This is a genomic window from Actinomadura sp. HBU206391 (assembly GCF_014323665.1).
Lineage (GTDB): Bacteria > Actinomycetota > Actinomycetes > Streptosporangiales > Streptosporangiaceae > Actinomadura_C.
On sequence record NZ_JABVEB010000020.1, the window covers coordinates 21784 to 47797 of the forward strand.

Annotated in this window: 22 protein-coding genes; 19 read left to right on the forward strand and 3 right to left on the reverse strand. The window is 69.1% G+C overall.

All coding sequences use genetic code 11. The features are described 5' to 3' along the window. The first annotated feature begins 208 nt into the window (after positions 1-208). The 4 genes from HKK72_RS10435 (at position 209) to HKK72_RS10450 (ending at position 4264) form a co-directional block, all read left to right on the forward strand. Positions 209-2734, forward strand: a complete 2526-nt coding sequence (locus HKK72_RS10435) for a nitrate- and nitrite sensing domain-containing protein (RefSeq protein WP_261986706.1) — start codon at positions 209-211, stop codon at positions 2732-2734. A gap of 120 nt (positions 2735-2854) precedes the next feature. Next, positions 2855-3286 carry a roadblock/LC7 domain-containing protein gene (locus HKK72_RS10440; RefSeq protein ID WP_410050292.1) on the forward strand — a complete coding sequence of 144 codons (432 nt, stop codon included), beginning with the start codon at positions 2855-2857 and terminating at the stop codon, positions 3284-3286. A gap of 8 nt (positions 3287-3294) precedes the next feature. After that, positions 3295-3681, forward strand: coding sequence for a DUF742 domain-containing protein (locus tag HKK72_RS10445; protein WP_187234095.1), 387 nt, complete (start codon positions 3295-3297; stop codon positions 3679-3681). Then, positions 3662-4264: a GTP-binding protein gene (locus HKK72_RS10450; protein ID WP_187234096.1), complete on the forward strand. Its 603-nt coding sequence runs from the start codon at positions 3662-3664 to the stop codon at positions 4262-4264. The genes HKK72_RS10445 and HKK72_RS10450 overlap by 20 nt, the downstream gene beginning before the upstream one ends. A gap of 145 nt (positions 4265-4409) precedes the next feature. Here the strand turns inward: HKK72_RS10450 and HKK72_RS10455 are convergent, their stop codons facing one another. Then, complete coding sequence (locus tag HKK72_RS10455) at positions 4410-5255, reverse strand: sirohydrochlorin chelatase (RefSeq protein ID WP_187234097.1); 846 nt, start codon at positions 5253-5255, stop codon at positions 4410-4412. 517 nt (positions 5256-5772) lie between these two features. Here HKK72_RS10455 and HKK72_RS10460 point away from each other — a divergent pair. The 15 genes from HKK72_RS10460 to HKK72_RS10530 all read left to right on the forward strand — a co-directional run bounded on the left by HKK72_RS10460 (position 5773) and on the right by HKK72_RS10530 (position 23719). Next, positions 5773-8151 (forward strand): sensor histidine kinase, encoded by a 2379-nt coding sequence (locus HKK72_RS10460; protein ID WP_187234098.1) that lies wholly within the window; start codon positions 5773-5775, stop codon positions 8149-8151. Then, the gene (locus tag HKK72_RS10465) at positions 8148-8567 is read left to right on the forward strand and encodes a roadblock/LC7 domain-containing protein (RefSeq protein WP_187234099.1); all 420 of its coding nucleotides are present in this window, start codon (positions 8148-8150) and stop codon (positions 8565-8567) included. Before HKK72_RS10460 ends, HKK72_RS10465 begins: the two co-directional genes overlap by 4 nt. A gap of 7 nt (positions 8568-8574) precedes the next feature. Then, on the forward strand, positions 8575-8949 hold the full coding sequence (locus HKK72_RS10470; protein WP_187234100.1) for a DUF742 domain-containing protein: 375 nt from the start codon (positions 8575-8577) through the stop codon (positions 8947-8949). After that, positions 8930-9550 carry a GTP-binding protein gene (locus tag HKK72_RS10475; protein WP_187234101.1) on the forward strand — a complete coding sequence of 207 codons (621 nt, stop codon included), beginning with the start codon at positions 8930-8932 and terminating at the stop codon, positions 9548-9550. Before HKK72_RS10470 ends, HKK72_RS10475 begins: the two co-directional genes overlap by 20 nt. Before the next feature lie 235 nt (positions 9551-9785). Beyond that, positions 9786-12011 (forward strand): nitrate- and nitrite sensing domain-containing protein, encoded by a 2226-nt coding sequence (locus tag HKK72_RS10480; RefSeq protein WP_187234102.1) that lies wholly within the window; start codon positions 9786-9788, stop codon positions 12009-12011. Beyond that, a complete protein-coding gene (locus HKK72_RS10485; RefSeq protein ID WP_187234103.1) occupies positions 12011-12427 on the forward strand; it encodes a roadblock/LC7 domain-containing protein in 417 nt (138 codons plus the stop codon). The genes HKK72_RS10480 and HKK72_RS10485 overlap by 1 nt, the downstream gene beginning before the upstream one ends. Next, entirely contained in the window at positions 12420-12839 is a 420-nt protein-coding gene (locus HKK72_RS10490) for a DUF742 domain-containing protein (protein ID WP_187234104.1), read from the forward strand. The genes HKK72_RS10485 and HKK72_RS10490 overlap by 8 nt, the downstream gene beginning before the upstream one ends. After that, positions 12820-13416, forward strand: a complete 597-nt coding sequence (locus HKK72_RS10495) for a GTP-binding protein (RefSeq protein ID WP_187234105.1) — start codon at positions 12820-12822, stop codon at positions 13414-13416. The genes HKK72_RS10490 and HKK72_RS10495 overlap by 20 nt, the downstream gene beginning before the upstream one ends. Before the next feature lie 191 nt (positions 13417-13607). Continuing rightward, positions 13608-15092, forward strand: coding sequence for a sugar ABC transporter ATP-binding protein (locus tag HKK72_RS10500; protein ID WP_261986707.1), 1485 nt, complete (start codon positions 13608-13610; stop codon positions 15090-15092). After that, positions 15089-16117, forward strand: a complete 1029-nt coding sequence (locus tag HKK72_RS10505; RefSeq protein WP_187234107.1) for an ABC transporter permease — start codon at positions 15089-15091, stop codon at positions 16115-16117. The genes HKK72_RS10500 and HKK72_RS10505 overlap by 4 nt, the downstream gene beginning before the upstream one ends. 127 nt (positions 16118-16244) lie before the next feature. Then, positions 16245-17294, forward strand: coding sequence for a substrate-binding domain-containing protein (locus HKK72_RS10510; RefSeq protein ID WP_187234108.1), 1050 nt, complete (start codon positions 16245-16247; stop codon positions 17292-17294). A gap of 24 nt (positions 17295-17318) precedes the next feature. Further along, positions 17319-18515, forward strand: coding sequence for a Gfo/Idh/MocA family protein (locus HKK72_RS10515; RefSeq protein ID WP_187234109.1), 1197 nt, complete (start codon positions 17319-17321; stop codon positions 18513-18515). Positions 18516-18596: 81 nt separating this feature from the next. Beyond that, on the forward strand, positions 18597-19961 hold the full coding sequence (locus tag HKK72_RS42085) for a ThuA domain-containing protein (protein WP_187234110.1): 1365 nt from the start codon (positions 18597-18599) through the stop codon (positions 19959-19961). 240 nt (positions 19962-20201) lie between these two features. Further along, complete coding sequence (locus tag HKK72_RS10525; protein WP_222720559.1) at positions 20202-22628, forward strand: PQQ-dependent sugar dehydrogenase; 2427 nt, start codon at positions 20202-20204, stop codon at positions 22626-22628. 182 nt (positions 22629-22810) lie between these two features. Continuing rightward, positions 22811-23719, forward strand: coding sequence for a sugar phosphate isomerase/epimerase family protein (locus HKK72_RS10530; protein ID WP_187234112.1), 909 nt, complete (start codon positions 22811-22813; stop codon positions 23717-23719). Positions 23720-24019: 300 nt separating this feature from the next. Here HKK72_RS10530 and HKK72_RS10535 read toward each other — a convergent pair whose 3' ends face one another. Together HKK72_RS10535 and HKK72_RS10540 are read right to left on the reverse strand one after the other, a co-directional pair. Then, positions 24020-25024, reverse strand: coding sequence for a serine hydrolase (locus tag HKK72_RS10535; RefSeq protein ID WP_187234113.1), 1005 nt, complete (start codon positions 25022-25024; stop codon positions 24020-24022). A 179-nt stretch (positions 25025-25203) separates the two neighbouring features. Continuing rightward, positions 25204-25896 carry a cupin domain-containing protein gene (locus HKK72_RS10540; protein ID WP_187234114.1) on the reverse strand — a complete coding sequence of 231 codons (693 nt, stop codon included), beginning with the start codon at positions 25894-25896 and terminating at the stop codon, positions 25204-25206. Positions 25897-26014 lie beyond the last annotated feature (118 nt).

Here is a 26014-nt window from a genome sequence, read left to right on the forward strand (position 1 = left end):
CTAACGTAAAAAAGTCACTTGAGCGGATTTTGGGACGTTGCTAACGTACAGTGCGGTGTGAAGCTGCGATCGGTTGTCATGCTGCGTCATAGCGCCGGTGCTTAGCGGCTGCTGCACACCTTGAAGCGGGATATCGCGTCCCTCTGGATTCGTTAGAGCAGGTGTAATGCGCTTCCGCAACTCCCGTCTTCGGACCAAGATCGCGGCTATGCTGGCGTCACTTTTCGCGCTGTGGGCGTTCGCGGCGTGGGTCACCCTACACGAGGGTTTGAACCTGCTCTGGGTCGGCACGATCGACAGCAAAGTGACCCGCCCCGGCGTCACATTGGTCACCGAACTGCAGAAGGAACGCCGGCTCTCGCTCATCTACTTGGGGAGTCGCGGCCGTCAACGTGGGGGCGACCTGGCCGCGCAGCGATCCAATACCGATAAGGTGCTCGCCGAGTTCCGGAAATCCGCGAGCGGCGGAGACGTTTCAACGGCGGCCGACTCGGTGCTCGAACAGCGAATTCAGGATGCGTTGGGCCGGCTGGGCGGGCTGGCCCCCGGCCGTCAGGCGATTGACGCCGCGCGGGTCGACCGTGCTCAGGGCTCCCGAACCTTTGACGACATCATCGACGCGGTCTTTCGGATCTACAACTCCACTACCGGCCTGAGCGACGAGGGGATCGCCAAGGACACCCGTACCCTCATCAGGCTGACCCGGGCGAAGGAGCTCCTGTCCCGGGAGGACGCGCTCCTTGCGGGTGTGCTGGCACGCGGACGCTTCCTCAGTGGCGAGCATCCGGAGTTCGTCCAGCTCATCGGGGCACAGCGGCTCATGCACGCCGAAGCCGTGGCCGAGTTGCCGGTAACGGGTCGCGCCAGGTACGAGCAGGTGGCCAGGAGTGAGGCCTTCACCCGCTTCCGCGCATTTGAAGACCGGGTGATGGAGAGTGGACGTGCCGGCGCGCGTCCGCCCTTCAGCGCCGCGCAGTGGCAGGCCGCAGTCGAGCCCGTCCAGACCCAGCTCGAGAAGGTGGTGTTGGCGGGCGGTGACGACATTGTGAAGCGGGCCACCCCCGGTGCCGTCTGGGTCATCATACGTTTGTTCCTGGCGGGTGGTCTGGGGCTCGTGGCCGTGATCGCGTCAATCGTGGTCTCTATCGCAACGGCTCGTGCTCTCGTCCGCCAGCTGGAGAAACTTCGCGACGCCGCCCGGGAACTCTCCGAGAGCAGGCTGCCGGGCGTGGTGGAGCGGCTGGGCCGCGGCGAGGACGTCGACGTCGCCGCCGAGGCGCCCGCGCTGGAGTTCGGCGCCGATGAGGTGGGCCAGGTCGGCCAGGCGTTCAACGCGGTGCAGCAGACCGCCATCAAGGTCGCGGTGGAGCAGGCGGAACTGCGGCGCGGCATTCGCGACATCCTCCTCAGCCTGGCCCGGCGTTCGCAGACCCTCGTGCGCAGGCAGCTCAGCCTTCTCGACGTGATGGAGCGACGCGAGCTCGACCCCACCGAACTCGAGGATCTGTTCCGGGTCGACCACCTGGCCACCCGGATGCGGCGCAACGCCGAGAACCTCATCGTGCTCTCCGGGGCGACGCCCGCACGTGGCTGGCGGCGGTCGGTGCCGATGGTCGACGTGCTGCGTGCCGCCGTCGCCGAGGTCGAGGACTACGCGCGCGTCAACGTGCTGCCCGTCGGCGGGGTGACGCTCGCTGGACGGGCCGTCGGTGACGTCACCCACCTGCTGGCCGAACTCATCGAGAACGCGGTCTCGTTCTCGCCCTCCTACACGGTGGTGCAGGTGGGCGGTCACATGGCGGCGAGCGGCTACGCGGTCGAGATCGAGGACCGCGGCCTGGGCATGAGCGAAGAGGCGCTGCAGGCCGCCAACGAGCAGATCGTCAGCTCGCCGGAGTTCAACCTGTCGAGCACGGCCCGGCTGGGTTTGTACGTCGTGAGCCGGCTCGCCGACCGCTACGGGATCCGGGTGTCGCTCAAGCGCTCGGCCTATGGCGGCACCACGGCCATCGTCTTGATCCCGCGAGAGTTCGTCATCGCGGAAGGAGAGATCGACCCGCTGTTCGAGGAGACCTCCGGACCGGCCACCGAGGGCGAGTCCGGCGCGGTGCGCGAAGACCGTGCCGAGGCAATGCGGATGGTCGGCGTCGGCACGTCGGCCGGTGCGGGCGACGCGGGAGCGCACCGCGCCGCATCCATCGGGGGCCGAGGTACGGCGACCACGCTGGACCCCGGGCCGGTGGTCGTCGACCCGAGCGACCAGGGGGCGTTCTCGCGATGGGCCGACGACTCGTCGACGATCGTCTCCGCGGACATGGGCGACCGGGCCGACGCCGCAGGCCTTCCGCACGACCATGGCCGCCCAGAAGCGCTCAGGGAACCGGACGGCCGCGAGCGCCCGGGAGCGGCCGAAGGGCTGGCGGAGCCGGAGCAGGCCGAGAAGCCGGACAAGCCCGAGGCCGCCGAAGCAAAGCTGGCCGAGACGGCCTATACCCCCTCCGGCCTGCCATTCCGTGTGCCCCAGGCGAGCCTCGCCCCGCCGTTGCGCAGCGACGAGCCGCGTACGGCCGCGGAGCAACGCGACGACGAGGACGTGCCCCGGTCACCGGAGGAGGTGCGCAAGGTCATGGGCGCCTATCAGGCGGGCACCCGCCGTGGACGGTCTGACGCGGCTCGATCGGCATCCGGCGGGCCGCATCCCGAGACTCCACCGGACGCGCTCGATGGTGAATGAAGGCGAAGACGAGGCCGGACCGCAGGGCGGCCCGGCGACGAGCCCTGATCAACGCGTGACGAGCCGGGCCGCAGCAGGGTGACGACGCAGCGGCCGCTTGCAGAAAGAGGACAACGAGTGGTGCACAGAACCGGTTCTTCGACCGACCTGGCCTGGTTGCTCGACGACCTGATCGGCCGAGTGGAGGAGGCCGAGCATGCGGTCGTCCTCTCCGCGGACGGCCTGCTCATGGCCTCCTCGCAGGGGCTCGACCTAGACGACGCCGAGCATCTGTCCGCCGTGGCGTCGGGGGTGCAGAGCCTCGCCAAGGGCGCCAGCGAGCGTTTCAGGTCCGGGCCCGTGCGCCAGACCGTCATCGAGATGCGGTCGGCGTTCCTCTTCGTCACCGTCGCCGGCGAGGGCGCCTGCCTGGCGGTCATGGGCTCGGAGAAGTCCGACGTCGGCTTGATCGCCTACGAGATGGCCATGCTCGTGGCCAGGGTCGGGGAGTTCCTCAGCTCGCCGAGCCGATCGGCGGCGGCCGCTCAAAGAGGCTTCCCCTCCAAGAAGTAGGCGAGATCATGCGCTCTCCCGAAGAATCCGCCGACGAACGGTGGCTCGACGAGCACGCCGGCCCGCTTGTGCGGCCCTACGTGATGACACGCGGCCGGATCCTGCCGATCCGGGGAAGGTTCGACCTCATCTCACTGATCGTCACCGTCCAGCCGGTGCCGATGAGCGAACTGGGGTTCGGTCCCGAGCACCTGGCCATCGTCGACCTGTGCCGTGACCTGCTCTCGGTGGCCGAGATCGCCGGACGACTCGATCTTCCGGTCGGCACCGTACGCGTCCTGCTGGGCGATCTACTGGACCGTGGCTTCATCGCGGTAGAGGAACCGCAACCCGAGGTGAACATGAGCGACGATGCGATGTACGAGGCGGTGCTCGATGGACTACGGGCTCTCTGAGCGCAAGGCGGCGCGGTCGCAGCCGCCGATCGCGATCAAGATCCTTATCGCGGGTGGTTTCGGCGCGGGCAAGACCACCCTGGTGGGCGCGGTCTCCGAGACCCAGCCGCTGCGGACCGAGGAGATCCTCACCGACCAGGGCGTGAGCGTCGATGACGTGTCAGGTGTCGAGGGCAAGAACACCACCACCGTCGCGATGGACTTCGGCCGCATCACCATCAAGGACCGGTTCGTCCTGTACCTGTTCGGCACGCCCGGGCAGGAGCGCTTCTGGTTCATGTGGAATGAGCTGGCGCTCGGCGCGCTCGGCGCCATCGTCCTCGCTGACGCGCGGCGCCTCGCGGACTGTTTCCCCTCGATCGACTACTTCGAGCGGCGCGGTACGCCGTTCATCGTCGCGGTGAACTGCTTCGAGGGCGCCCGGCAGTACGAGCTCGCGGAGGTCCGTCTCGCGCTCAACCTGGCACCGGAGATTCCGGTCGTGCTGTGCGACGCCCGCAGGCGCGAGTCCGGCAAGAAGATCCTCATCGCCCTGGTCGAGCACGCCAGGACGAAGAACACCGCGCTCCCCGAGAAAGTGTAGCCGACGACGGCGGGCCGACCCGAGCCCGCCTCCGTACCGGCGACGGGGAGCCGACCCCGCGCGGCCGATGGCTCGCATACCGGGCCAACCACATGCGGGGCGAACCGCCTGGCCGGCGCAGCCGGCGGTCCCGATACCGCGCCGGTCAGTCGGTCAGGACCTTCTCCAGCGCCTCGGCGTACCGCAGCGCGGTCAACTGGACCAGCGACGGGTGGGCGCCGAGCGGCTGGGCGGACTCGGCACCGGTCTCGGAGGCGAGTCCGAGCAGCTGGTCGGGGTCCGCCTCCGGGCCGATGAAGCAGGGGGCGATGGCGAGTCGGGTCGTGCCCGCGGCCTTGAGTCGCCTCGCCACCTCGCCCGCCGCCGGGACGTCGTCAAGAGAGACCGGCACCACGGGGACGGCCAGCCGGGACGCGAGCAGCACGCAGTTGATCTCGGTCTCCTGCACCGCTTCCTCACCGCCCGTGCTGGCGAGAAGGATGCCGTCGGCGGCGGTCACCATCGTCAGCAGCCGGACGCGGTCGGCACGGGCCAGTCCGGCCTCCGCGAGCCTGACGTGCAGGGCCTCGGCCACGAGCGGGTGCGGTCCGAGCGGCTCGGCCAGCACGATCGGCCGGTCGTCGGAGTCGACCGCGTCGACCGCGGCGCGCAACGCCGCGTCGACCTGGGCGTGCGGACCAGTCGTCTGCGGCACGACGACGGCGGCCGGCATGTCATCGGACAGATCGGGGTTCAGACCGGCCAGTACCGACTCGAGGTCGTCGAGGTGGGCGACGTGGATGGGGAGACCGGGGTGCGCGACTCTGGCGAAGTCCGCCAGTTCGGCGATCGCCAGCGTGCCGGGGACGCCCGACCGGCCTGGAGCGGCGAGTACGAGGGCGGGGGAGTCCGGCGGTATGGCGAACGCGCCCTCGCCGCGATGACGCCCGGAGCGACGAGACCGCCGCCGCCGTGCGGGAAGGGGGGTGGGGTGATCGCTGAAAGAAGTCACAGACGGAAGGCTAACTGTCCAAAACGGGCTTTTGGGCTGATTGGTGTCGATGTCGCCAACGGTGATCTACATAACGAACGAGATCATACTCCCTTCTGACTGCCATCACGACAGGCTCACGGACCGGCGTCGACGCAGCTCACCTGGCCTATTCACATGACGGCCCGGCGGGGTGCGGCGAAGCCCTCGAACCTCCATGCTCGCCGAGCCGGTATGGGATTTCCTGAAATCACAGGTTTTGGCATTATCGGTCCCCACAGTGCGCGCTATGGTGCCGGTGCGTGTTCATCCGGAGACGATGGGAGATCCGATGACAGCAGAGGCGACGCCGATCGGCGAAGGCGTATCGCGTCGTCGAGGCGACCTCTCGCCGGCGGGCGACCGGACCGATGGTCACGGCGTTCCGCGCAGCGCCGAGCCGCTCGTTTCCCTTGGCCTTCGATGTGCCGTGGCACACGCACTTCGTCCGGCTTCGCCAGGTTAGATTCCGCCACCACGAGGTGTCATGCGCTCCCGTATGCGGTCAATCCGATTCAAGGTATTCGCGCTCCTCCTGATCCCGACCATCTCCCTCATCGGTCTGTGGGCGTTCGCTGTGAGCCTCACGCTGACCGATGTGATCGAGAAGCAGCGGTACGACGCCGCGAGCCGGAAGTACGTCGAGGTCACGCAGGCCCTGGCGCTCAGCGTCGGTGGCGAGCGCCAGGCATCGGTGATATTCCTGAGCGCCGGTTCCTCCGCGCCCCGCCAGGACCTGGACGCGGGGCGCGCCAAGACCGACGCCGTGGTGCAGCGTTTCCGGCGGTTCGCGAAGGAGGAGCAGAGCGCTCGTGTCTACGCGCCATCCGTCCGGCGGGTGCTCAACGACTTCCTCGGCGCGCTGGACGGGCTGACGTCCACCCGTGCGGCGGTCGACGCTCGCGGCATGACCCGAGTCCAGGCGCTCAACGCCTACGACCTGGTGATCGACGGGTTGTGGGACTTCAGTGAGAGCTCGTCGGTCATCAGCGACACGGTTCTGTACCGGCGGGCCGATGCCATCCTCGCGGGCGCTCGGGCGATGGAGATGATCAGCCGGGAGAACTCGCTGATCGCCGGTGCCATGGTCACCGGCGGCCGGATGGACGCGGACGAGCACCGGTTCTTCGTGCAGACCGTCGCCAACCAGCGCCAGCTGTGGGCGAGGGAACGTCTCCTCCTGGACGACAAGACCCGCGCGGCGCTGGAGCGGCACCTTTCCAGCACGGCGTACGCCGACTTCAGGGCCATGGAAGACCGCATCGTCGAGCAGGCGAGAACCTCGGTCCCGGTGGACGCCGCCACCTGGCAGGGAACGGTCGCCCCCCTGCTCACGACTCTTAACGGTGCGCACGTCGAGTTCGCCAGGGGACTTGCCGCCGACGCCGACGATCTCGGCTGGGCCCTTCTGCTGCGGCTCGGCCTCGGCGGCGGCCTCGGTCTCCTCGCGGTTCTGATCTCGGTCGCGCTGTCGGTCCGCTTCGGTCGCCGGCTCACCAGGGAGATGCTCGGTCTGCGGGCGTCGGCCACCGAGCTGGCCGACGTCCGGCTGCCCGCGATGGTCGAACGGCTGGGGGGCAGCGACGACGTGGACGTCGACGCCGAGGTGCCCGAGCCCAAGGTCGGCAAGATCAGGGAGGTCTCCGACCTCGCCCGGTCGTTCGCCACGGTGCAGCGGACCGCCATCGAGGCGGCCGTCGGCCAGGCCGAGCTCCGCAAGGGCGTCAACCAGATCTTTCTCAACATCGCCCGGCGCAACCAGTCGCTGTTGCACCGGCAGCTGGCCATGCTCGACACGCTCGAGAGCCGCGCCGAGCCGGATGTGCTGGAGGACCTGTTCAAGCTCGACCACCTGACCACTCGCATGCGCCGGCACGCCGAAGGCCTCATCATCCTGTCGGGCGCCGCTCCCGGCCGTGGCTGGCGGGATCCGGTGCGCATCGTCGACGTGCTGCGGGGCGCGGTCGCGGAGGTCGAGGACTACGCCAGGGTGGCGGTTCTCACGACGTCGCAGGACGCCGTGGTCGGTACGGCGGTGGCGGACGTGATCCACCTCCTGGCGGAGCTGATGGAGAACGCCACGAGCTTCTCGCCTCCCAACACGGAGGTGCACGTGATGGCGGATCTGGTGGGCAACGGGCTCGCCGTGGAGATCGAGGACCGCGGGCTCGGAATCAACCCCACTATGCTGGACGAGATCAATCAGAAGCTGGCGAATCCGCCTGAGTTCGACCTGGCCGACACCGACCAGCTCGGGCTCTTCGTCGTCGGCCGCCTCGCCGAACGGCACGGGATCTCCGTCTCACTGCGCGGCTCACCGTACGGCGGGACGACCGCGATCGTCCTGCTGCCGCACAACATCGTGGTGTCGCAGCACGACCAGCCACTGCCACGCGATCGCGACGAGCTGCCGGCCGGCCCGGAGACGCCGGCCGACGTCCGCGTGCTGCGCAACACCGCGCGAATGCGCAAAGAGGGCGGAGAGCCGGAATCCCCCGCAGGCCCGGGCGGCCCGCGCGCCCGGGCTCGGGCGCGAGCCGTCGAGACGCCGCCGTCTTCTCGGCCGGATCCGGCGGGCGTCCCGGAGTATGCTGCCCAGCAGCCTCCCGCGGCTCCACGGGCGACCGAGAAGCCACCGCCCGACTCCGGTACGCCGGCCGACACGCATGCCGGACTGCCGCGGAGGGTCCGCCAGGAGAATCTCGCGCCCCAGTTGCGAGGTAAGCGCTCGCCGCAGTCGGTCGGCGGTGGCGGAGAGGCAGCACGTTCGCCCGAACAGACCGGTGCCGTGATCGCCTCCATGCAGGAGGGCTGGCGCCGCGGACGAGCTGAAGCGAAGAAAACGATGAGACCAGCCGATGGTGAGGGGCCGCAATGACACAGACCAACGTTACGAGCGAACTTAACTGGCTCCTCAATGAGCTGGTCGGCAGAGTCCACCACGTGCGGCAGGCGGTGGTGCTCTCCCGTGACGGCCTGGTCGTGGGCGCGTCGCAGGGCATGAGCCGCGAGGACGCCGAGCACCTGTCCGCTCTGGCCGCGGGCGTGCAGAGCCTGGCGCGCGGCGCCGGACGGCACTTCGTGGGCGGGGACGTCCGGCAGACCATCATCGAGATGGAGTCGGTGTTCCTCTTCGTCACGGCCGCGGGCCAGGGCACGTGTCTCGCATTGCTCAGCTCGTCGGACGCGGACGCGGGCCTCATCGCGTACGAGATGGCGACACTGGTGAAGCGCGTCGGCCTGCACTTGTCCGCCAGCCCACGATCAGCCGGCGAGCAATCCGCCGGAGCATGAGTCTCCGATGAGCTCGCCAAAGGACAGATGGCTCGACCGAGAGGCCGGGCCGGTCGTGCGTCCCTACGCCGTGACGCGCGGCAGGACACGTCCCCATGGCGACGGCTTCGATCTGTTGGCCGTCGTCACGGCGACCGGCCGAGCGCCGCTCGACATCCGTCGGCTCAGCCCTGAACACCTGCAGATCCTCCGGATCTGCAGGCTGCCGACCCCCGTCGTCGACGTGGCCTCCGATGTCGCCGTTCCCCTTGGTGTTGCTCGGGTGCTGCTCGGTGACCTGCGTGAAGAGGGGCTGATCACGCTGGTCGCCGCACCGCAGGCGGACACGGGCCCCGAAGAGGGCGTACTCAGGGAAGTGCTCAATGGACTCCGCGCACTCTGACACGACCGGCGGCGCCGACCAGCTGGTCACCACCAAGATCCTGGTCGCGGGCGGGTTCGGCGTGGGAAAGACCACGCTGATCGGTGCGATCAGCGAGATCAAGCCGTTGCAGACCGAAGAGACGCTGACCGACCGCGGTATCGGCGTCGACGACGTCGCGGGCGTCGAGAGCAAGACGACGACCACCGTGGCCATGGACTTCGGCCGGATCACCATCCACGACAAACTGGTGCTCTACCTGTTCGGGACTCCTGGTCAGGAGCGCTTCTGGTTCATGTGGGACGAGCTCGCATTCGGCGCGCTCGGCGCGATCGTGATGGCGGACACGCGCCGCCTGACGAACTGTTTCCCATCGGTCGATTATTTCGAGCATCGGGGCACTCCTTTCATCGTCGGCGTAAATTGTTTCGACGGTGCTGAGCGGCATAACCCGGATGACATCAGAATCGCCCTCGACCTCGATCCCGGGATCCCGGTGGTCCTTTTCGACGCGCGCGATCGGGAGTCGGTCAAGCAGGTTCTCATCACCGTCGTCGAACATGTGCTCGGAAGGGCGTCGGCCGAACGAGGCCGAGGTGATGTGCCTGCGCCCACGACGTGAGACGGAGGAGGCAGGATGGGGGAAATTGTCACTTTACGTCCATAGGGCGTCACGGGCGTAGTAAGGTTGAGCCCATAACCGAATACACCCGGGAGGCATCCCTGTCATGCCGACTTCCCCGCCGGTGTCCCGCCATCGGTCGATCGGAACGAAGCTTGTTTCTCTCCTCTTCCTGCCGCTTGTCGCTTTGCTTGCGCTGTGGCTGTTCTCTGCCGCCATAACCCTCGGTGCGGCGTTGCAGTTGACGCATGCCAAGACGCTCGACGAAAAACTTCTGCGCCCCACTCAGTCGCTCATCGAATCGATGCAGCGAGAAAGGCGTCTTTCCATCGCCTTCCTCGCCGGAGACGCCACCGTGACCCATGCGGCGTTCGGCGGCCCTCGCGCCCAGACCGACCGGGCGAGATCGGCCTTCCGGCGCTCGGTGGCCGACAGCGACCTCAGGGACGTCATCGAGGCCGACACGACGACGCGAGCCGATGGCCTCGTCTCCGGACTCGGTGCGATCGACGCCCTGCGCCGATCGATCGACAGCCGTACGGTCGATCGACAGCGGGTGCTCGACGAGTTCAGCGCCCTCGTCGACGGGGCGCTCGGGATGTACGCACGCGTCGACCCCAAGGACGGGCGGATCGCCAGGGACGGGCGCACGCTGACCACGTGGGGCATGGTGCAGGAGCTGCTGTCGCGTGAGGACGCGCTGCTCACCGGGGCGCTCACGGTCGGCCGCTACACGGCGGGCGAGCGCGAGCAGTTCGCCCGGCTGGTCGCGCAACAGCGCTACACCTTCGCCGCCAGCGAGCCCTATCTCCAGGCCGGCGACCTGTCCCGCTACAAGGCGTTCAACTCCTCTCCAGAGGTGATCCGGTTCCGTGCGCTAGAGGACCGGATGATCCACGAGGGGACGCGTCCTTCCCTGGACGCGCGGGCGTGGCATGCCGAGGCCGGACAGGTCACCACGAAACTGTGGGGGCTCGGGATGGCCGCGGTCGAGGATCTGACGAACCGGGCCGAGGGCTACGCCGTCGTGGTGCTACTCAGGCTCGGGCTGACCGGTGGCCTGGGGTTCATCGCGATCGTGGTCTCGCTCGTCGTCTCGTTCCGGGTGGGTCGCAGGCTGGTGCGCGAGTTCCGCGGTCTGGCCCGGGCGGTCAACCACTTCAGCGACAAGAGGCTGCCCGAGGTCGCCGAACGCGCGCGGCGGGGTGAGGACGTCGATCCGGACTTCGAGGCGCCCGACTTCTCCTTCGCCATCTCCGAGGCCGAGGAGCTCAACGACGCCTTCGTGAAATCGCGGAGGGCCGTGGTCGGAGCGACGGTGAACGAGGCCGCGGTGCACAGGGCGGTGAGCGAGGTCTTCGTGAACCTCGCTCGGCGCAACCAGGTGCTGTTGCAGCGCCAGCTGAAGCTGCTCGACGCGATGGAGCGGCGATCGGACGACCCGGCCGAGCTGGCCGACCTGTTCAAGCTGGACCACCTCTCGACCCGGATGCGAAGGCACGCCGAGGGCCTGGTCATCCTCTCGGGCAAGCCGGCGGGGCGCGCGTGGCGCAAGCCCGTGCCGATGGTGGACGTGCTGCGCGGCGCGGCCGCCGAGGTCGAGGACTACCCGCGGGTCAAGGTGCTGGCCATCGAGTCGGCCGCGCTGGCCGGCACGGCCGTCACCGACACCATCCACCTGCTCGCGGAGCTGATCGAGAACGCCACCCTGTACTCACCGCCGGCCACGCCGGTCCAGGTGAGCGGTCACCGGGTGGCGAAGGGCTTCGTCGTCGAGATCGAAGACCGTGGGCTCGGCCTCGATTCCGAGACCCGAGACCAGCTGAACGAACGGCTCGCGGATCCACCGGAGTTCGATCTGTCCGAGAGCGCCCGGCTCGGACTGCTGGTGGTCGGCCGGCTGGCCGAGCGGCACGACATCCAGGTCACGCTGAGGGCCTCGCCGTACGGCGGGACCATGGCCATCGTCCTCATCCCGGCCGCTGTGATCGAGGACCTGCCGGGACCGGAGGCCGCCGCGCCTTCGGATCCAGCCACGGATCCGGTCACGGATCCGGTCACGGAGCGGGCCATGGCGCGGGCCATGGATTCGGCCTCGGGGCCGGCTTCGGGCCGGGATCCGCGTCCGGCTTCGGATGCCCGGAGGGGTGCCGGCGGGAACGCCGTCGCGGATGCCGTCGCGGACGCGAGCCGGTCGCAGGGCGGTGAGGGCGAACTGCCGCGCCGCAGGCGTCAGGCCAGCCTGGCCCCGCGGCTGCGGGAGGAACCGAGCGCACCTGCTCCCGCGGCCGAGTCAGAGCCCGGGGCAGGGTCAGGAACGGATAACGACCGGCCTCCTGAAGCGCTACGCAGCAGGATGGCCGCCATGCAGCGCGGATGGCAGCGCGGACGGATCGACGCCCACAGGGCCGAGACCCCCGCGGGACCATCGCCACGATCGGGCACTGAGGAGAACGGCTGATGGCTGAAGCGGCTTCGACGGGCGAGCTCAACTGGTTGCTCGACGGTCTGGTCAAACGGGTGGCGGAGGTGCGCCACGCGGCGGTGCTGTCCAGCGACGGTCTGCGGATCGCCTCGTCCGGCGGTATGAGCCGGGCGGAGTCCGAGCATCTGGCCGCGGTCGCGGCCAGCTTCCAGAGCCTGGCGAGGGGCGCCGGACGGGAGTTCGGCGGCGGGCCGGTCCGGCAGACCATCGTCGAGATGGAGAACGCCTTCCTGTTCGTGACGGCCGCCGGCGAAGGGGCGTGCATGGCCGTGCTGGCGGATGCTGAGGCCGACGTCGGGGTCATCGCCTATGAGATGGCCATGCTCGTCACCAGGGTGGGGGATCACCTGGCGACGACTCCACGGCCCGCCCTGGCCGATCGTCATGACTGACCGGCCCCCGTTCCAGGGGGCCGACTTCGGCGAGGGGTGGCTCGACGACGACGCCGGTCCGGTCGTGCCGGCCTTCGCGCTCACCGGCGGCCGGACGTGCACGGTTCATGGCGACCTCGACCTCGTCAGTCTCGTCGTGACCGTCGAGGCGCGGCCGGGCGCCGGCGGCGTCGCCTCTCACCAGGCGCCGGTACTCGGGCCGGAACATGAGATGATCTTGACACTGGCCCGAAGCCCGCTCTCCATCGCCGAGCTGGCCTCCGACCTCGACCTCGCTCTCGGTGTGGTAAGGATCTTGCTCGGGGACCTGCTCGACAACGGCCTGGTCCAGATCCGGCAGCCGATGCGGGTCGCCCAATTCCCGACCGAGCGTGTACTCAAGGATGTGATCAATGGACTCCGGGCGCTCTGACGCGGCGGATCCCTCCCTGGCCGTCAAGATCGTGGTTGCCGGGGGATTCGGTGTCGGGAAGACCACGTTGGTGGGATCGGTCAGCGAGATCCGCCCGCTGCGCACCGACGAGCAGCTCACCGAGAAGAGCGTGGGCGTCGACGACCTGTCGTTGGTGCAGAGCAAGACCACGACGACGGTGGCCATGGACTTCGGTCGCATCACCCTGCGCACCGGACTCGTGCTGTACCTCTTCGGCACCCCGGGGCAGGACCGGTTCTGGTTCATGTGGGACGAGCTCTCGCAGGGGGCGCTCGGCGCGGTGGTGCTGGTCGACACCCGGCGCCTGGCCGACTGCTTCGCGTCCGTGGACTACTTCGAGCGGCGCGGAGTGCCGTTCATCGTCGGGATCAACCGGTTCGACACCAACACGGGGCATTCGATTGAAGCGGTTCGAGACGCCTTGGACCTCGACCCCGCCATCCCGGTGATCACCTGTGACGTGCGGCAGAAGGAGTCGGGCAAGCAGGTGCTCATCACTCTCGTCGAGCACGTCCTCACGTCGATGGCCGGCCGGCGCGACACCGTCCCCGGCTGAGGGCCACCGGCCTCCCGTTCGGGCGCTCTTACACCGGACCACGGCCGGGTTTGTCCACGAAGAGATGAAAGTTTGAAGGATCTTAGAGAAAGGTCTTCTCAAGACGGTCAAAGGTGGGTACTTTCACGCCAAGCACCCTGAAGGGAACGGCGTGAATGAATATCTCCGGGACCGGGAGTCCGCTCCTCGTCATGAGCGGCATCGTCAAGACGTTTCCGGGCGTACGCGCCTTGGACGGCGTCGACCTGGAGGTGACCGCCGGTGAGGTGCACTGCCTGCTCGGCCAGAACGGGGCCGGCAAGTCCACACTGATCAAGGTCCTGTCCGGCGCGCATCAGCCGGACGACGGCGAGATCAGGCTCGACGGCGAGGCGGTACGGCTGGCCACCCCGACCGCGGCGATGCGGCAGGGCATATCCACCATCTACCAGGAGCTCGACCTGGTCGACGGCCTGACCGTCGCCGACAACATCTTCCTCGGGCACGAGCACGCCACGTACGGGTTCAGCCGCAGGTCCGAGATGAACCGGGCCGCGCGGGAGATCCTCCGCCGGCTCGGTCACCCGGAGATCTCACCGACCGTAGAGGTCGGACGACTTCCGGCGGCTCGCAAGCAGGTCGTCAGCATGGCGCGGGCGCTGTCCCACGAGGCCCGGCTGATCGTGATGGACGAGCCGTCCGCCGCGCTGGCCCACGACGAGGTGGCCAACCTCTTCCGGATCATCCGTGAGCTCGCCGCTTCCGGCGTCGGCGTCGTCTACATCTCCCACCGGCTCGCGGAGATCAGGGAGATCGGCGATCGGGTCACGGTGCTCAAGGACGGCCGCACGGTGGCGGTCGGCCTGCCGGCCAAGGAGACGCCCACCGCGAAGGTCGTGGCGCTGATGACCGGCCGGTCCGTCGAGTACGTGTTCCCGGACCGGCCCGAAGCGCGCAACGACCGGCCGGAGGTCCTGCGGGTCGAGGGCCTGTCCCTGCGCGGGGCGTTCGAGGACGTCACTTTCGGCGTGCGCGCCGGGGAGATCGTCGGGCTGGCGGGGCTGGTCGGCTCCGGCCGCTCGGAGATCCTGGAGGCCATCTACGGTGCGCGCAAGCCGAGTGCCGGCCGGGTCCTGCTCGACGGCCGCCCCGTGCGCCCGGGCAGTACGAGCGTGGCCGTACGGCGCGGCATGGGCCTGGCGCCCGAGGAGCGCAAGAGCCAGGCGCTGCTGCTGGACGACAGCGTGGCGGGCAACATCAGCCTGGCCGGCATGAGCAGGTACGCCTCCTTCGGCTGGCTGGACCGGCGCCGGGAGCTGACCGAGGCGCACGAGCAGGTGAAGGCCCTCGACATCAGGCCGGCCGATCCGCGTCGCAAGGTCAAGACGCTTTCCGGCGGCAACCAGCAGAAGGCGGTGCTCGCCCGCTGGCTGGTCAACGGACGCAGGCTGCTGCTCCTCGACGAGCCCACCCGCGGTGTGGACGTCGGGGCCCGCGTCGAGCTGTACGCGGTGATCCGGCGGCTCGCCGACGAGGGCATCGCCGTGCTGCTCGTGTCGAGCGAGGTGCCCGAGGTGCTCGGGCTCGCCGACCGTGTCCTCGTGATCCGCGAGGGCCACCTCATCCACGAGGCTGCCGCTCCCGAACTGGACGAGAGCGACGTACTCCACATGATCATGGAAGGGAGCCCGCGTTGACCTCTCCGGTTTCGAAGACCGAAGACTCCCCGTCCACGCCCGGGGTGGCGTTGACGAAGGGGCGGGAGAACCTGCCGGTCCTCGCACGCGTGAGGGATGCCAGGCACCTCGGCCTGCTGGTGGCGCTGGCGCTGCTCGTGGTGATCGGCCTGGTCACCAAGCCGGAGAACTTCGCCACCTCCAGCAACCTCGTCGGCATCCTCGCGCTCGCCTCCACCATCGGCGTCATCACCGTGGGCATGACCTTCGTGATCACCGGTGGTGGCATCGACCTCTCGGTCGGCGCGGCGATGGCCCTGGCCTCGGTGTGGGCGACCACGCTGGCCACCCAGGAGTACGGCCCAGCGGTCATGATCATGTGCGCCATCCTCGTCGGCGCCGGGGTCGGCGCGGTGAACGGGCTCCTGATCTCCTACGGCCGGATCGTGCCGTTCATCGCGACGCTCGCGATGCTCGTGGCGGCACGGGGCCTCGCCCAGCGCATGTCCGACCGCAAGACCCAGCTCATCCAGCCGGAGAACAACGCGATCGAGTCCCTCTCCACCACCAGGGTGCTCGGCCTGCCGCTCGTGGTGTTCATCTTCGCGGCGGTGGCCGTGGGCGGCTGGCTCCTGCTCAACCGCACGACGTTCGGCCGGCGTACGTTCGCGGTCGGCGGCAACCCCGAGGCGGCGCGGCTGGCCGGCATCGACGTCCGGCGGCACACGCTCTTCCTGTACACGCTCTCCGGACTGTGCTGCGGCATCGCCGCGATCATCATCATGGCGCGGACGACGACCGGCTCCAGCACCCACGGCGATCTCTACGAACTCGACGCGATCGCCGCGGTGATCATCGGAGGGACGCTGCTGACCGGTGGCCGCGGCACGATCTTCGGGTCGATCCTCGGCGTCCTCATCTTCACGGTCATCACCAACCTGTTCATCCTGAACGGTCTGGACACCAGCGACCAGCTCATCGCCAAGGGAGTGATCATCGTCATCGCCGTGCTCTTGCAGCGGCGCTACCTCGAATCGACCACCTAGCACCTTCAATCCCCGCGATTCCCGCCCCCGCCGGGATCCCCATAAGACAGCCCGCAGGACCAGGAAGCGGCGCAACGGCGCCGGTTCCCAGGGCCGGTGCGTCCTCGAAACCTTCAAGGAGTACGACATGGCACAGAGCCTCAACCGCCGAGGCCTGCTCATCGGCGGAGCGGTGGCCGGCGCAGGCGCGCTCGCCGCAGCGTGCACGGGCAACGACCCCAAGGAGGACAACTCCGCACAGCAGACGGTGGCCGCCGCCGGCGACAACGACAAGGCGGGCAAGCAGGTCACGATCGGCTTCTCCGCCCCCGCGGCCGACCACGGCTGGATCGCAGCCATCGCCAAGAACGCGGCGGCCCAGGCCAAGCAGTACTCCGACGTGACCTTCCGTGCCGTCGAGCCGACCAACGACATCAACCAGCAGATCTCGGCCGTGGAGACGCTGATCTCGGCCAAGGTCAACGTGCTGGTCCTGCTGCCGAACGACGGCGAGCAGCTCAACCAGGTGGCCCGCAAGGCCATGGACGCGGGGATCCCCGTGGTGAACCTGGACCGGATCTTCCCCGACAAGCTCTCGTACCGCTCCTGGGTCGGGGGCGACAACTACGGCATGGGTGTCGCCGCGGGCGACTACATCGGGTCCAAGCTCAAGACCAAGGGCGTGTCCAACCCGGTCATCGTGGAGATCCAGGGGATCGCGACGCTGCCGCTCACCCAGGACCGCAGCAAGGGCTTCGCCGACGCTCTCAAGACCCACGGCTTCACCGTGACCGCCAAGCAGGACGCCAAGTTCACCGTCGAGACCGGTAACTCGGTGGCCAGCAACCTGCTCCAGGCGCACAAGAAGATCGATGCGCTCTGGAACCACGACGACGACCAGGGCGTCGGCGTACTCGCCGCGATCAAGCAGGCGAACCGCAAGGAGTTCTTCATGGTCGGAGGCGCCGGATCGGCCAACGCCATGCGGGAGATCAAGGCCGGTGGGGTGCTCGAGGCGACCGTGACCTACAGCCCGACCATGGCCTCGTCGGCCATCAAGCTCGCCAGGCTCATCGCCCAGGGCAAGGGCATGACCGACCTGGTCGAGCGGCAGGTGCCGCAGTCGATCACCTTGGCGTCTGAGACGGTGACCAAGGAGAACGTCGACCAGTACATGCCACTGGGCTTCGAGTCCTGACCGCGAACGAACAGGGGGAATTCCATGTCTGACCGCCCAAAGCCCGAGCTAGGAGTCGGCGTAGTCGGCTACGCCTTCATGGGGCGGGTCCACTCGCAGGCCTGGCGGAACGTCGGAGCTTTCTTCGATCTTCCGTACACGCCGGTGATGGCCGCGCTCGCCGGGCGCAGCAGGCCTGAGGTGGACGACGCCGCGGCCCGGATGGGCTGGGCGTCGGTGGAGACGGACTGGAAGGCCCTGCTGCGCCGCGACGACGTACAGGTCGTCGACGTGTGCACACCAGGGGACTCCCACGCCGAGATCGCGGTGGCCGCGTTGGAGGCGGGCAAGCACGTGCTGTGCGAGAAGCCCCTGGCGAACACGGTCGCGGAGGCGGAGGCGATGGCCGCCGCCGCGGCCCAGGCGAGTGAGCGCGGGGTCCGTTCGATGGTGGCCTTCAACTACCGGCGGGTGCCGGCGGTCGCCCTCGCCCAACGGCTGGTCGCCGAAGGGCGGCTCGGTGAGATCCGGCACGTCCGGGCCCAGTATCTGCAGGACTGGATCACGGACCCGGAGTTCCCGCTGGTCTGGAGGCTCCAGCGGGACAAGGCGGGCTCGGGGGCCCTCGGAGACATCGGCGCGCACATCATCGACGTCGCGCAGTTCGTCACCGGGGACCGCCTTGTCGGGGTCTCGGCCCTCACCGAGACGTTCGTGAAGGAGCGTCCGCTGGCGGAGGAGTCCGCCGGGCTGGCCGCAGGCGGGTCGGCCACCGCCCGCGGCGAGGTGAGCGTGGACGACGCGGCGCTGTTCATCGGCCGTCTCGGCGGCGGCGGGCTGGCGTCCTTCGAGGCGACCCGGTTCGCCACCGGACGCAAGAACGCCCTGCGCCTGGAGGTCAACGGCTCGGCGGGCAGCCTGGCCTTCGACTTCGAGGCGATGAACGAGCTCTGGTTCCACGACAACACCCTCGACGCCGACACCGCGGGCTTCCGCCGGATCCTTGTGACCGAGCCGACGCATCCGTACGCGGGCGCGTGGTGGCCGCCCGGCCACGCTCTCGGGTACGAGCACGCCTTCACCCACGAGGTCGCCGACTTCGTGACCGCCATCGCCGGCGGCACCGATCCGACACCGTCGTTCGCCGACGGGCTTCAGGTCCAGCGGGTCCTGACGGCGGTCGAGGAGAGTGCCGCGGGCGGGAGCGGCTGGACGACCATTCAGCCCACGGAGACCGATTGACCGCATGCGCTGAACCCGTCTGACCGCATGCCTGCTCACCCCCCACCCCATCCTGACCGCAGCCGACAGGAGGAGCAGACGATGTCCCCGCGCCGTCAGAAAATGCTGATCTCGTTAGCCACCGGAGCCGCAGCCGCGGCCACGTTCACCGCTGTGGGCGTGCCGTCCGCGCAGGCGCAGGACCCCCCCAGGGTGCTGGTCTTCTCCAAGACGGCCGGGTTCCGGCACTCCTCGATCCCGGTCGGCGTCCAGGCGATCGAGGAGCTGGGCGGGGGAGCGGGCATGGTGGTCGACGCCACCGAGGACGCCGGCGCCTTCACCCCGGAGAACCTGAGCCGGTACCGGGCGGTGGTGTTCCTCAGCACCACCGGTGATGTGCTCGACGCCGGCCAGCAGGAGGCGTTCGAGTCGTACATCTCCTCGGGCGGAGGCTACGCGGGCGTGCACGCGGCGTCCGACACCGAATACGACTGGCCGTGGTACGGCGGGCTGGTCGGCGCGTACTTCAAGAACCACCCCGCCATCCAGCCCGCGGTGGTCAGGGTGGCCGACCGGGCGCACGGATCGACCGCCCATCTCGGGTCCGAGTGGCCCCGCACCGACGAGTGGTACAACTACCGCGCCAACCCGCGGGAGCGGGTGCACGTGCTCGCGACTCTGGACGAGAGCACCTACTCCGGCGGCGACATGGGCGACCATCCGATCGCGTGGTGTCAGGAGTACGCCGGGGGCCGCGCCTGGTACACCGGGGGCGGGCACACCGAGGACTCCTACGCGGAGCCGGACTTCCGCGCACATCTGCTCGGCGGGATCCGCTACGCGGCCGGCCTCGCCCGCGCCGACTGCCGGCCTGAGAACGGCTACACGCCGCTGTTCGACGGGTCCGGCACCGAGGGCTGGCGGCAGGCCGGGCCGGGCGGCTTCACCCTGGCCGACGGCACCCTCACCTCCCATGACGGGCTGGGAATGCTGTGGTACTCCGCCAGGGAGTTCCAGGCCTACTCGCTGAAACTGGACTGGCGGCTCGCCGGGGACGACAACTCCGGGGTGTTCATCGGATTCCCGCCGAGCGACGACCCATGGTCGGCGGTGAACAACGGCTACGAGGTCCAGATCGACGCCACGGACACGCCGGACCGGACCACGGGCTCGGTCTACGGATTCCAGGCGGCCGACATCGCCGCCCGAGACGCGGCGCTCAATCCGCCGGGCGACTGGAACACCTTCGAGCTGAGAGTCTGCGGTGAACGGCTCAGGGTCTACCTCAACGGCGTGAAGATCAACGACTTCACCAACCAGGACCCGGTGCGCAGCCTGCGGCAGGGCCATATCGGGATTCAGAACCACGGAACCGGCGACGAGGTGTCCTTCCGGAGCATCCGGATCAAGGAACTGTCGTACCCGGCTCGGAGACCGGTGCGTCCGGATCGGGAGCGGACGCCCTGAGGCAGGCGGCGAAGCCGCGCCCGGCGCGGGAACGGGGCCCGAATCCCCGCCAGGTCGGACCCCGTTCCGCCCGGTGACAGGCACCGGGATCACCGTCGAGAGGAGGGCGCGAAACCGATCTTCAAGACTCTTTCAGTCCCGCTGCACCCCTGACGGTGAGGAGGACACCCCCTCGTGTTCAGCTCCACCCGATCGAACGCACAGCGTAGACCCAGAGTTCCGCACCCGCTCCTGGCGGCTGTGATCGCCGTCATAACGGCGGTCGCAGGACTCGCCGCCGTGCCCGCCGCCGCGCAGGCCGCTCCTGACGACCACTTCTACCCCTACTCCCTGGCGCAGGGTCCCGCCGAGGTCGGCGAGCCCATCTCGTTCGAACCCCTGTCCGACGGCTCGGTGCTGCACACCTCCCGGGACGGGACGTTGCGCCTCACCGACCAGAACGGCCGCACCAAGATCGCCGGCGACATCCACGTCTACACCCACGACGAGGACGGTCTGCAGGGCGTGGCCGTCGACAGCGGCTTCGCCGAGAACCGGTGGGTCTACCTCTATTACGCGCCGAGGCTCGACACGCCGCTGACGGACGCCCCGTTCGAGGGCACCGCGGCGGACTTCGAGCCCTACGAGGGCTACAACCAGCTGTCCCGGTTCAAGCTGAGCACCGCCGGCGAGCTCGACCTCGCCAGCGAGCAGAAGATCATGCAGGTGCCGGCGACCCGTGGCATCTGCTGCCATGTCGGCGGCGACATCGAGTTCGACGCCGCCGGTAATCTTCTGCTGTCCACCGGCGACGACTCCAATCCCTTCCAGTCCGACGGCTACACCCCGACCGACGAGCGGGCGAACCGCAACCCGGCGTTCGACGCCCAGCGGACCTCGGCGAACTCCAATGACCTGCGCGGCAAGCTGCTGCGCATCAAGGTCGAGGGCGACGGCTCGTACACGATCCCGGCCGGCAACATGTTCACCGCGGGCACCGCCGACACCAAGCCGGAGATCTACGCGATGGGTTTCCGCAACCCGTTCAAGATCTCGGTGGACCATGAGAGCGGTGCGGTCTACGTGGGCGACTACGGCCCCGACAAGGGCGATGACGCCGACCCCGCCCGCGGCCCGCACGGCCAGGTCGAGTTCGCCAGGGTGACCGCACCCGGCTTCTTCGGCTGGCCGTACTGCACCGGGAACAACACCCCGGCCGACACCTACGGCGACCACGACTTCGCCACCGGGACGACCGGGCCGAAGTACGACTGCCAGAACGGACCCGCGAACACCTCACCGCGCAACACGGGCATCACCCAACTGCCCGAGCCGGTGCCCGCGTGGATCCGTTACAGCGGCTGCGACAACCCCGACATGAACCCTGCCTCGGGCTGCTCCTCCTCGGAGTCGCCGATGGGCGGCCCGGTCTACCACTACGACGAGAGCTCCGCCTCGCAGGTGAAGTTCCCCGCCGAGTACGACGGGCAGGTCTTCCTCGGCGAGTTCGAACGCAGGTGGATCAAGCACGCGGCGGTCGACTCCGACGGTTCCGCCGGAGCGGTGGCGAACTTCCCGTGGCCGCTGAACTACAAGATCATGGATCTGGAATTCGGCGCTGACGGGGCGCTCTACGTGCTCACTTACGCCGAGCAGTACTTCTCCAGCGACGACCACGCCGGAGTGTTCAGGATCGAGCACATCGGCACCACCGGGCGGCGGCCCGAGGTGAGTGTGAGCGCCAACCGGACCTCCGGCAAGAGGCCGCTCACGGTGCGCTTCTCCTCGACGGCCTCCGACCCCGAGGGCACCGCCATCACGTACAACTGGGACTTCGGCGACGGGACGACCTCGACCAAGCCGAATCCCGGGCACACCTACACCAAGCGCGGTCAGTTCACGCCGACGCTGACGGTGACCGACGCGAGCGGTAAGTCGTCCACCGACAGCGTGCTGATCACGGTCGGCAACACGGCTCCGAAGGTGACCCTGGTGACGCCCGCGCACGGGTCGCTCTGGAACTTCGGCGACGCGGTGCCGTACAAGATCAGGGTCAAGGATCCCGAGGACGGCAGGGTCGATTGCTCCAAGGTCAAGCTGACCTACCTGCTCGGGCACGCCACCCACTCGCACGCGCTCGCCGAGCGGTTCGGCTGCGAGGGAACGCTGCAGACGCCCGGCGACGGCGACCACGGTCCGTCGGAGAACACCTACGGCGTCTGGGCCGCCGAGTACACCGACGAGGGCGGGAACAAGAACGTCGTGCCGTTGAAGGGCATCGACGTCAACCACACCCAGCCCAAGACCCGGCAGGCGGAGCACTTCACGCTGATGTCCGGGGTGACCAGGGAGGACAAGGAGGCCGCGCACGGCGGCCAGACCGTGGGCAACATCAACAACGGTGACTGGATCATGTTCGAGCCCTACCGGCTCGACAGCGCGGCCTCGTTCAAGGCCCGGGTCAGCTCCGCGGGCGCCGGCGGCACCCTGGAACTGCGCATCGGGTCGCCGACCGGCACGCTGGTCGGCTCGGCCGCGGTGGCCAATACCGGCGGCTGGGACACCTTCGCCGAGGTCACCGGCACCATCTCCAGGGCTCCCGCCCAGGAGGGACAGCTCTACCTCGTGTTCAAGGGCGGCGCGGGATCGCTCTACGACGTCGACGAATTCACCTTCACCACCAAGTGACGGACGCGACCGCGTCTCCGCCCGGGAACTCCCGGGCGGGGGCGCGGCCATCGCGCGCTCTCCTCACGTGTCCATCACAGGCCCGGTACGGGCGAGCGCGTTCAGCTCCATCCGGCAGGACTCCGCACACCTGGAGACGACGCTCCGCGGGCACCCCCACGGAGGCGAAGGAAGGGAACCCGATGAACGATCTCAACCGGCGCACACTGATGCGCGGAGCCGCGCTGACGGCGATGGGCCTCGGTGCCGGAGCGGCGCTGACCGGCACGGCGTCGGCCACCGGTACCGGCCGTGGGCACGGCCACGGCCACGACCACGGTCGTGGCCACGGACACGGACACGGGTACGGGCGGGTGCCGCGCAGCGCCATCAGCATCCAGCTCTACTCGCTGCGCGACCTGCTCGCGGTCGACCTCGAGGGAACGCTCGAGAAACTCGCCGAGATCGGGTACGAGAAGGTCGAGCTCGCCGGGCTGCACGGGCGGACGGCCAAGCAGTTCCGCGCCATCCTGAACCGGCACGGGCTCCGTGCCACCTCGGGCCATGTCGGCGTGAGCGACAACTGGCAGGCCAGCCTCGACGACGCGCGGACCCTCGGCCATCGCTACATCGTGCACCCGTACGCCAACTTCGCGACCGCCGACGAGTGGCGTGCCTTCGCCGACCAGCTCGAGCCGGCGGGCGAGGCGGCGCGGAAGGCCGGGCTCCAGTTCGGTTACCACAACCACGCGCACGAGTTCGCGAGGCTACCGACCGGTGAGGTGCCCTTCGACTTCATCACCGCCACCGACCGCAGACTGGTGCACCTGGAGGTGGACCTCTACTGGGCCATGACCGGCGGCGTCGACCCGGTCAGCCTGTTCCACGCGCACCGGGGCCGGATCAAGCAGTTCCACGTCAAGGACCGGGCCGCCGACGGCTCCTTCACCGACCTGGGCACCGGCACCATCGACTTCCCGCGCATCTTCTCCCACGGTCACGAGGCCGGCGTCGTGGAGTACATCGTCGAACGTGACACCCAGCCGGACCCGCTGAAGACGGCCCGCGTCGGGTACGACTACCTCCGTCGCGTCCGCTTCCGCCGCCGCTGACCCACGACGGCCGGCCGCCGTCCGCGGCGGCCGGTGCCGAACCGAGACGGTGTGCAGGCGCGGCGACGAGGCGCTCCAGGTCCCCCATGGCGGTGGCTCGACCTGGTCGCCTACGTCGCCGCGCCCGTCTCATCGCGGGCGCAGCACGCCCGCCGCATGAGTGAGCCGAGCTCCGGCTGCGCGGGGATCGGCCGCACGGATCTCATGGCCAAGCGCTCTCGGGCAGGTGGCGGTCCGTGCCGTCCATCCCGGTCAGGAGGGCGCTGAGGTTCGTCGGCGCCTCTCGCGCCGCTCGCCGGGTCAGGCCGAGTCGGCGGCCCGGAAGGTCTCGATGGGGTGGCGCACCCGAGCCGAGCCGTTGGTCGTGTCGCCGACGGCGTCGAGCATCGCCCGGCCGAGCACCGCATGCGCCTGGACGGCCGGGTTCGTGGCGCCGTAGTTGTCCTCGTCGCCCACCTGATCGGCGAAATAGGAGAACACCAGTATGGGCGCGCCGGCGGTGTCGAAGATCACGCCCACCTCGTGGCGGAGGTCCCCGTTCGCGCCGTACTTGATGCCGATCCTGGCGCGCTCGGCCGACGACATGTTGCGGCGAACGCCGTCGACGTAGCCCACCTCCGACCAGCGCATGACCCTGAGCATCGCCTGGGTGGAGGACGCCGACAGCAGGGTCTGGTCGGCCAGGCCCTTCACGAGGGCATGCATCTCCCGCGGCGTGGTGGTGCCCAGGAAGAAGCGGTTCGGGTTGCCCTCGACCGGCTCGACGCGCGTGTGGGTGAAGCCCTTGGCCGCCAAGATCTCGTTGATCTCCGGGCCGGGCGCGACCCGCCCGCACATCCGCACCGCGGTGTTGTCGGACACCTGCAGCATCGCGACCAGGAAGCCGGCGATGGTCAGGTCGTCACCGAAGGCGGCCTGCAGATGGTAGGTGCCACTGCCGTCCAGGATGATGCTCTCCGGCAGGTCGAGCTTCTGGTCGAGGCTCAGCAGCCCCCTGTCGACCTTGTCGAGTACCGCGAGTGCGACCGCGAGTTTCTGCACGCTGGCGCCCTCGATGACGAAATCGATGTCATCGGCGATGACATTGCGCCATGCCCCGTTCTGCATCGCGGTGACGTAGGAATGCCACCTTCCCCCGGCCTTCTTCTTCTGCGCGGCGTACACCGCCTTGACGTTGGCCAGACCGCGCGGAGCGCGTTCGGCGGCATTCGCGGCGCTCACCAGAGGGCCCAGCGGCGCGAGTGTCGCGGCACCGACCGCGGCGGCGCCGCCGAGCCCGAGTACGGAACGTCTATTGAGCCCCATCAGCTGTTCCCATCTCTCTGTCTCGGGTGAATTCGAGCGACCCTAACAGAGATATGGGTGACAGCCGCCTGGGTTTCGGTCATTGACACAAAGCCATTTGTTCAGAATGGCGATATGGCAAATCGCTCAGTATGTGATGACGCGGTTGCGCGGTGGTTGCGTGCCGGTTGCGCGGGGCGTCATGACGGGAGCGCGCGGAAGTCGGCGAAGTCGAAGCCCGGCGAGACCACGCAGCTGACGAGAACCTCCGTGTCACCCGCCGGTCTGGCGGCCTGCCACGTGCCGGCCGGCACGAGGGCCTGGGGCCGTTCGCCGTTCTCGATGTCCGGTCCGAGGGTGATGGCCTGCTCGGACCCGGGTTCGTCCGCGGTGCCGCCCAACACGAGCGTCAGCGGACCGCCGCGGTGCCACAGCCAGACCTCGTCCGAGCGCACCACGTGCCACATCGACTCCTCGCCGGGCGGCAGCAGGAAGTAGATTCCCGTCGCGCTCGCCCGCTCCGCCGGATATCCGCCCGGCCGGAAGCGAACGGGCGCCGCCCAGGTCTGGCGGAACCATCCGCCCTCCGGGTGGGGCAGCAGATCGAGTGTCCCGGCGATGGCAGGCCTGTCCAGCAGGCCGGTGTGCCGCCCCTCGGGCCCGCGTCGCGCGTACCGGACCCGAGCGACCTGTGTGCGGTCGATCACGCCTGGCAGCGGCAGGCGGATCGGCACCGGGTCCAGGGTGAGCGCGATGACCTGACCCTCGTCGAACGCCTCGTCGGCGATGGCGAGGGCGTCGGTCTCGTCAGGAGCCCACGCCGACCCGTTACCCAGCACGAACTGTGCGTCGGTCTCGGCCAGCCATGTCTCCAGCGTGGTGAGCAGCAGCATGATCTGAGCCTAATCCGAGGCGGCGCCTCCATCCCGAACGGCGGGGCCGGGCATCCGCCGCGTCGGCGGGTTTCCGCTCGGGCGTACGAGCGGGTTGGCCCGGGACCTCCCGGATTCG

What these genes read in the sequence shown, in the direction of transcription:
- HKK72_RS10475 (WP_187234101.1), top strand. Translation starts at nt 8,930, where the DNA reads ATGGACTCCGCGCACTCTGACACGACCGGCGGCGCCGACCAGCTGGTC.
- HKK72_RS10445 (WP_187234095.1), top strand. Translation starts at nt 3,295, where the DNA reads ATGCGCTCTCCCGAAGAATCCGCCGACGAACGGTGGCTCGACGAGCAC.
- HKK72_RS10460 (WP_187234098.1), top strand. Translation starts at nt 5,773, where the DNA reads ATGCGGTCAATCCGATTCAAGGTATTCGCGCTCCTCCTGATCCCGACC.
- HKK72_RS10500 (WP_261986707.1), top strand. Translation starts at nt 13,608, where the DNA reads ATGAGCGGCATCGTCAAGACGTTTCCGGGCGTACGCGCCTTGGACGGC.
- HKK72_RS10465 (WP_187234099.1), top strand. Translation starts at nt 8,148, where the DNA reads ATGACACAGACCAACGTTACGAGCGAACTTAACTGGCTCCTCAATGAG.
- HKK72_RS10540 (WP_187234114.1), bottom strand. Translation starts at nt 25,896, where the DNA reads ATGCTGCTGCTCACCACGCTGGAGACATGGCTGGCCGAGACCGACGCA.
- HKK72_RS10450 (WP_187234096.1), top strand. Translation starts at nt 3,662, where the DNA reads ATGGACTACGGGCTCTCTGAGCGCAAGGCGGCGCGGTCGCAGCCGCCG.
- HKK72_RS10495 (WP_187234105.1), top strand. Translation starts at nt 12,820, where the DNA reads ATGGACTCCGGGCGCTCTGACGCGGCGGATCCCTCCCTGGCCGTCAAG.
- HKK72_RS10515 (WP_187234109.1), top strand. Translation starts at nt 17,319, where the DNA reads ATGTCTGACCGCCCAAAGCCCGAGCTAGGAGTCGGCGTAGTCGGCTAC.
- HKK72_RS10530 (WP_187234112.1), top strand. Translation starts at nt 22,811, where the DNA reads ATGAACGATCTCAACCGGCGCACACTGATGCGCGGAGCCGCGCTGACG.
- HKK72_RS10535 (WP_187234113.1), bottom strand. Translation starts at nt 25,024, where the DNA reads ATGGGGCTCAATAGACGTTCCGTACTCGGGCTCGGCGGCGCCGCCGCG.
- HKK72_RS42085 (WP_187234110.1), top strand. Translation starts at nt 18,597, where the DNA reads ATGTCCCCGCGCCGTCAGAAAATGCTGATCTCGTTAGCCACCGGAGCC.
- HKK72_RS10510 (WP_187234108.1), top strand. Translation starts at nt 16,245, where the DNA reads ATGGCACAGAGCCTCAACCGCCGAGGCCTGCTCATCGGCGGAGCGGTG.
- HKK72_RS10435 (WP_261986706.1), top strand. Translation starts at nt 209, where the DNA reads ATGCTGGCGTCACTTTTCGCGCTGTGGGCGTTCGCGGCGTGGGTCACC.
- HKK72_RS10485 (WP_187234103.1), top strand. Translation starts at nt 12,011, where the DNA reads ATGGCTGAAGCGGCTTCGACGGGCGAGCTCAACTGGTTGCTCGACGGT.
- HKK72_RS10490 (WP_187234104.1), top strand. Translation starts at nt 12,420, where the DNA reads ATGACTGACCGGCCCCCGTTCCAGGGGGCCGACTTCGGCGAGGGGTGG.
- HKK72_RS10470 (WP_187234100.1), top strand. Translation starts at nt 8,575, where the DNA reads ATGAGCTCGCCAAAGGACAGATGGCTCGACCGAGAGGCCGGGCCGGTC.